Origin of the sequence: Tunicatimonas sp. (assembly GCF_049647865.1) — a bacterium.
GTDB lineage: Bacteria > Bacteroidota > Bacteroidia > Cytophagales > Cyclobacteriaceae > Tunicatimonas.
Window position 1 is genome coordinate 1 of record NZ_JBARYM010000442.1, and the last position, 6,437, is coordinate 6,437.

4 protein-coding genes are annotated in these 6,437 nt (G+C 42.8%); all 4 read right to left on the reverse strand.

Annotated features, from left to right (window positions below; genetic code table 11):
- Positions 1-250 precede the first annotated feature (250 nt).
- On the reverse strand, positions 251-2,617 hold the full coding sequence (locus tag WBA23_RS13180) for an ABC transporter permease (protein ID WP_424582741.1): 2,367 nt from the start codon (positions 2,615-2,617) through the stop codon (positions 251-253).
- A gap of 285 nt (positions 2,618-2,902) precedes the next feature.
- Positions 2,903-4,039 carry a hypothetical protein gene (locus WBA23_RS13185; protein WP_424582742.1) on the reverse strand — a complete coding sequence of 379 codons (1,137 nt, stop codon included), beginning with the start codon at positions 4,037-4,039 and terminating at the stop codon, positions 2,903-2,905.
- A gap of 246 nt (positions 4,040-4,285) precedes the next feature.
- Complete coding sequence (locus tag WBA23_RS13190; RefSeq protein WP_424582743.1) at positions 4,286-5,203, reverse strand: AEC family transporter; 918 nt, start codon at positions 5,201-5,203, stop codon at positions 4,286-4,288.
- Positions 5,204-5,341: 138 nt separating this feature from the next.
- Positions 5,342-6,316: an alpha/beta hydrolase gene (locus WBA23_RS13195; RefSeq protein WP_424582744.1), complete on the reverse strand. Its 975-nt coding sequence runs from the start codon at positions 6,314-6,316 to the stop codon at positions 5,342-5,344.
- Between the last annotated feature and the right edge of the window lie 121 nt (positions 6,317-6,437).

Consider the following 6,437-nt stretch of genomic DNA (forward strand, 5'->3'; position numbering starts at 1 on the left):
TAATAAATTATCTAGTAATTATTGAAAAACAACAATTTTTTTTCTGGCAGCTAATCTATTTCAGAGAAAAACAATGTTGCGATTCCTCCGGACTAATTGAAGTAACATCAATAGATACAGCAAAGAAGAGTATGGTCTACAGTGATTTTTTCATACAGGATAAGATCAGCAATTACCCTTGTTAAGAAACACCTCAAATGCCAAAAGGTCTATTTGGCGATCAATCATGAGCATGCCTTGCTCACTCTCACTACTCACCCCGTAGTGCTTTAGCGGGATTAGTGCGAGCAGCCCGAAGAGCTTGGGTAATTACAAATGCCAATGCGAAGATTAAAGCAGCTAAGCCAGCAAGCGGAAAGATCCACCAGTGAATATCAGTACGAATAGTATACCGCTCAAGATATTGGTTCAGTGCCCACCAAGCAATAGGAGCCGCAATAACAAAGGCAATAATTACCAAACGAGAGAAGTCTTTCGACATTAGTGATATTATACTAGTAATGGAAGCTCCCATTACTTTACGAATGCCAATTTCTTTGGTACGCTGCTCGGCAGTATAGGAGGCTAACCCGTACAGCCCTAGTCCAGTAATGATTAGTGCCAGCACCGTAAATAAATTAGCCAGACTTTTAGTCAGATTGATAATGGTGTATTTCTTCTGAAATTCTACGTCGGCAAAGTCATACTCAAACGGATAGGCCGGATTATACTTGTTGAAAATATCTTCAACCTGAGCCAGAGCACCGGAGAGATCATTCGTTTTAGCTAACCGTAGCGAGTATCCGCCTCCCCAGTCACCCATAATGATCATCATGGGGTCTACTGGCTGGTAAGGAGATCCCATCAGCACGTTATCTACAATACCGACGAGTGTTCTCTTCTCTCCGCCAAATTCAAGCTGACTTCCGATAGGATCATCTAGTTGCATAATATCCATACCGGCTTGATTGACCAGAATAGCCGCACTGTCACTGGCAAATTCTTCTGAGAAGTCTCGCCCTTCCAGCACCTTAATTCCCATTGTTTTAGTATAGTCGTACCCCGCTACAATGGTAGAAAAGATCACTCGTTGCTCTTCGGGCTTTCCGGGCCAACCCAAAAAGTTATTAGAGTATACATTAGTAATCGGACTGTTAGAACGCGTCATGCTGGTCACTAACCCTGATTGCAGTAGTTCGTTCTTCAATACTTCGTAGTTCTCCTTCAGATCGTCGGTGCCTCCTACAAATATGAGATTCTCTTGACTGTAGCCTAACTCTCTATTCTGCACCAAACGTATTTGTTGGTAAATAACAATTGCTCCAACAATTAGTAGGATTGAAAAGCCAAACTGAAGCGTTACCAACACTTTGCGAGGAGTACTGGCACCTTTCCCGGTTTTTGTCGCCCCCTTTAGCACGCGCGCTGGCTGAAAAGATGATAAATATAGGGCCGGATAGCTACCAGCAATAAGTCCAGTAAACAATACCACTCCTAAACTTGCTGCCCAAAATTGCCAAGTAGAAAAATTGAGAAAGAGCTTTTTATCTACTAAGTCGCTATAAAAAGGCAAGGCTAGTTCCGTAAAAAGTATAGCAAACAGAAATGCCAGTACTGAGATAAAGACAGCCTCGCCCATAAATTGCAGAATTAGTTCTTGCCGGTTTGATCCTACACTCTTGCGAATACCTACTTCCTTAGCTCGTCCTTCCGAGCGGGCAGTAGCCAGATTCATAAAATTGATACAAGCAATTACTAAAATAAAGATCGCAATCACAGTAAATAGCTGTACGTATTCTATCATACCTCCGGTTTCTACCCCATTTTCAAAAGAAGAATGTAAGCGCCAGCGAGCGAGTGGATACAAAAACAGCTCTCGTTTAAAATCCATATTGCCATTTTCATGTACAATATCGCGAATGCTATTTTCCACATCGGACTTATGAGAAGAATCAGTTAGTTCAGCGTATACCTGCCATGAGTGATTATCCCAATTTCCTTCGTGGCTGTTCTTTACATAGTCGTACGTTGCGTTTAATTTCCAGGGCAGCAGAAAGTCAAACTCGAAGGAGGAGTTTGACGGAATATCGCTCAACACTCCGGTTACCTGAAGTTCATGCTTATCATCTACTCGCACGACTTTGCCAATCGGGTCTTCCTGGTCAAATAAAGCACGAGCGGTAGATTCGGTAATTACAATAGACGAAGGATCATCCAGCAACGCACCACGTTCTCCTCCCTGCACCAACGAAAACTCAAACATTTCTAAAAACTCTTCGCTGACAAAGTAGCCTTCTTTGACAATTGCGTCCTCTTCAACCGCAAGTAGGTGACTGCTGCCCCAATCAGTTAAAGCTACCCGCTCAATATGGCTGTCAGCAGTTTTGAGTGCTTCGTAGGTTGGTAGTGGCAGTGCCACTTGTGAACCTAGCTCTTCGTCCCACTGGGCTTGTAGCCAAACTTGGTACAGACGGTCGGCTTTCGGTTGAAAAGAGTCATACGACATTTCATCTTGTACCCACAGCAGAATAAGTATGCTACAGGTAAGGCCAATAGCTAAACCAAAAATATTGATGAAAGAATAAACTCTGTTTTTAAAGATGTTGCGAATAGCGATAAGTACGTAGTTCTTTATCATAATTTTTACAGTGTGCAATATGCAAGACACGCTTCTTTATTCAGAAGGTCACATTGTTCATTGTTCATTGCTCACTGCTAATTGAGAATAGTGTGCCAAAGCTAAAATCGGCGAGTATGGTCGGTGAGGACAGATTGGGTAAAAGATGACTGTTCACTATCGAACAATACTGCCCAATAGCGTACATTAGTATCTTTATAGCTCTTCTTGTATAAGCGCGATTAGCTGCCGGTAGATGATAACCGAGAAGATGCTTGCATCTAGCCTTAGAGTACTTATATCTTTTTACTGAAGCACATAATATATTTCCAAGAGCCCCTCGATCAACGCTGAAGCTCCAAGAAATGCTCCAATACCCAAAGTAATATGACGAACAGAAAGTCGTCTAAAGGCAAAGGGTATACTACTCATGTGAGCAACTCCAAAACTCAACGCTAACCCAATTCCGACGATAGTAAATAAAAACGGGTCAGCCGTTGTTAATATCAGTGCCCCGACACCAAGTATCATTATAGAGAGAGAAATTGGCAGGATATTACGCACTTTTTTACGAGAAGTATAGTGCCCAAACCCAAACGCCGTTAGGGCTGAGATTCCTAATAACACAAATGAGAACTGCTCGCCCGATACTGCCGTTAGCGGAGAGGTAACAGGTATAAACTCAACTAAGAATGCACGTCCTATTCCTACCAATACGCCAACAAGTAAAATAGGAAGTAGGGAAACATGATTTTTTTCTCCTTTATCAATCTTTTGGGCTTGCACTTGCCTCTCCATTACTTCATCAGAAGCAACCTTATTGAAAAGGAAACCTGTTCCAAAAACCAAAATAGCTCCCACTACAAACGTCAAACTCTCGCCGAAAAATTGGACTAATAGCACCACCAACGGTTCCAGAGCGTAAATAATGTCCGTAATTAAGATGATAACCCCAACGGCAATAGGTAGATTGCGGCTGGAAGCAAAGGACTCTAACATAGAAAAAGCTGGGCTGAGAAACATGCTCATGCTTATTAGCCAGAGTACAATCATAATTGGTAGACCACTTGCTACCGGATGATCGGGGCCGATTGTTATTAGCGAAGCTACCACCATAAACACCATAGCTGTTACACTGATTCCTACCATGTACACGACAAAATATTTTCCTCGAGTAACCAGAATTCTATCAGCTATCCAACCCGCTAGTATAGGAATAAGCACTAAGATCAGTGCTTTTGTAATAACTAGGAATTGCGCAAGGTGCGCTACCTGAAATTTCTGTACTAATATTGGTTGATATTCTTGATAGGCAATCCAACTAATGGCAACGGCGGCGTGTAAAGATCCCAGGCTTAAAATTTCGGGCCATTTAACCTGAGTAGTGCGAGAAACAATTTGCGACTTTTGCCCAATAGTAACGTTCTGTGAATTTGTAACCATCTTTCTAAAATTTTACTTAAAAGCGCGCCTCATTTAAAATAAAAGCTAAAATTACTGCCTGCTCAAGATAGGCTTCGCTAAAATATGCTACTCATTGAATTATAGAGGAATCTTACTTTGTACGTTAATCAGTAAGATTTTCTTCTTAGTATAGAGGCACTCTAGGTTCGCCAACCTTACTTATTTGATGTATTAAGGAATAATTTAGGTTAAGAAAATTAAGGAGACTGTTACCAGTTAGTGAAATCACAATACTGTTATCTCTAATAGGAAAGGCATAGTAAGCATGGCTAACAGCGTTTGAATGGTAATGATAGCTGCTACCAAGGTTTTATCTCCACCTAACTCAGCAGCCAAAGTATATGATGAAACCGAACAGGGTAAACAAGTATACAGCACTACCACAGCTAGGGGCGATCCATTCACTGAGAAGAAGATTCCTAATCCGAAAGCTAGCAACGGCAGTAAAATTAATTTCAAAAGACTGCTTACCGTCAATAGTTGCCAGTGTTGTCCTAATTTCTGTAGCTGTAGGCCAGCTCCCACTGACAATAGCCCCATTGGTAAGGCGGCTTGACCGACAACAACGGTTAATGAGTTTAATCCTAACGGAAGACCTATTCCACTAAAGTTGAGTAGTAACCCAATAATACAGGAAACGATGAGTGGATTCGTCAGAATGCTACGTATCACCTGAGCAGCACTGGGCGAACTACGGGGTACCCAGTGAGCAAAACCTAGCACACTAATTATGTTTACTAGCGGTATCACACTTGCCAAAGCCACCGCCAGAAGGGCTAACCCCTCTGTTCCCAGAAGTGCTGAAGCACCCGCTAAACCAATAAAGGTGTTCGGACGAATACTGCCCTGCAAAACCGATGTATAGCTGGAATTACTAGCGGGCATTACTGGCTTGATGAACCAAACCAATACCGAGATCACAATGATTGATAAGCACAATACTCCCAGCATAGGAAGTAATTCGGGACGGTTTAGGTTAGCGGTAGCCAACTTATTAATGAGCAGAGCCGGGAATAGTACGAAATAGGTCAAACGGTCGGAATAGGGCCAGAACGCATCACCCGGAAACTTCATTCGCCGAAGCACCAAGCCAAGCATCACCACACCAAAAATCGGAAATAAAGCACCAAGTATGGGAATCATGCTGAAATTGTGTTCGGGTGGTAATGTGTTACGGTCTTATAATGCTGAGGCGTTATAGTGTTTGTGTGATGCTGACTATTTTGTTTTTTAACCTCTTTGCACTACGAACTATAACGATCTAATACCATAACACTATCTCTACTCACAATAATTAAATCCAGGATAATCGGGGCAATCATCGCCTTCCGAAGCTTGAACGGTATGTAGTTGTCGGCTTTGCTGTTGCAGCACATCGTGGTAGAGAAAATCGGTGATTTCGGCTACGTTATTAGCAAGTGGTCGTCCAGCCCATTCGTGCCGACCGCGACAAACTGTGTATAAATAATATGGTTTACCTAGCTCCCGTAGCTTATCGGTAATAGCTTCTGGCCCGTATAGCGGCATATACCCTGGTTCACCTACTTCACAATAGTGGTGCGGAGCTTCTCCGTAGGGCACTAAATTATCGCAGGTACCGTGAAAAAACTGGGTAGGCATTGCCGACTCAGTCGTTACCCAATCCAATGACACCAAAGCGCCCGCCATGCTAATGACTCCGGCGTATTTGAATTTATCAGAAATTAATGATTGTCCCTCCGCTACGCGAGTTTCCGGCCAGTAAGCCGCGTGCAATACAGCTTCGGCCCCGGCACTGCTTCCGGCAAGTACAATCTGAGTAGTGTCAATACCTAACTCACCCGCTTGGCTATTTAGGAATCGTGTAGCTCGGGCAATATCGTTTCCGGCAGTTCGGAAGGTATTGATTTTATTGGGAGTAGGCTGATCGCAACTGAAGGATTTTCCTTTCATGGTAAGTGTGTAACTCATGGTAGCCACTACGTAGCCCCGCTGAGCTAATTGGCGAAAAAAGCGGTCAGCTCGTTCTCCGTTTCGCTGTCCTCCCGAAAACCCTCCCCCGTGAACGTACAGCAGCAACGGGCGTAACGTTTCTGAGTCAGCTTGCGGAGTGTAAATATCTAAGTCTAGTTGCTCGTTGGGTTTTTGGGCATAAGTAAGGGTTTCCATCTGAACTGAGAATAGACTATCAAGATAACGCTCTTGAGCAAGACTTGCACTAGCTACGATCAGACTAATAAGTAGTGATAGAAGTACTGTGGCAATAGATTGGTGCATAGTTGTTTGGTTTATTTAGTTTCTAAAATAGAATATTATCCTGAATCTATCAGTACATCTCAACAGTCAGCAACATTAGAACTAAAAATTCTCTTTCAATAGGAGCAAGTTTATATACTCC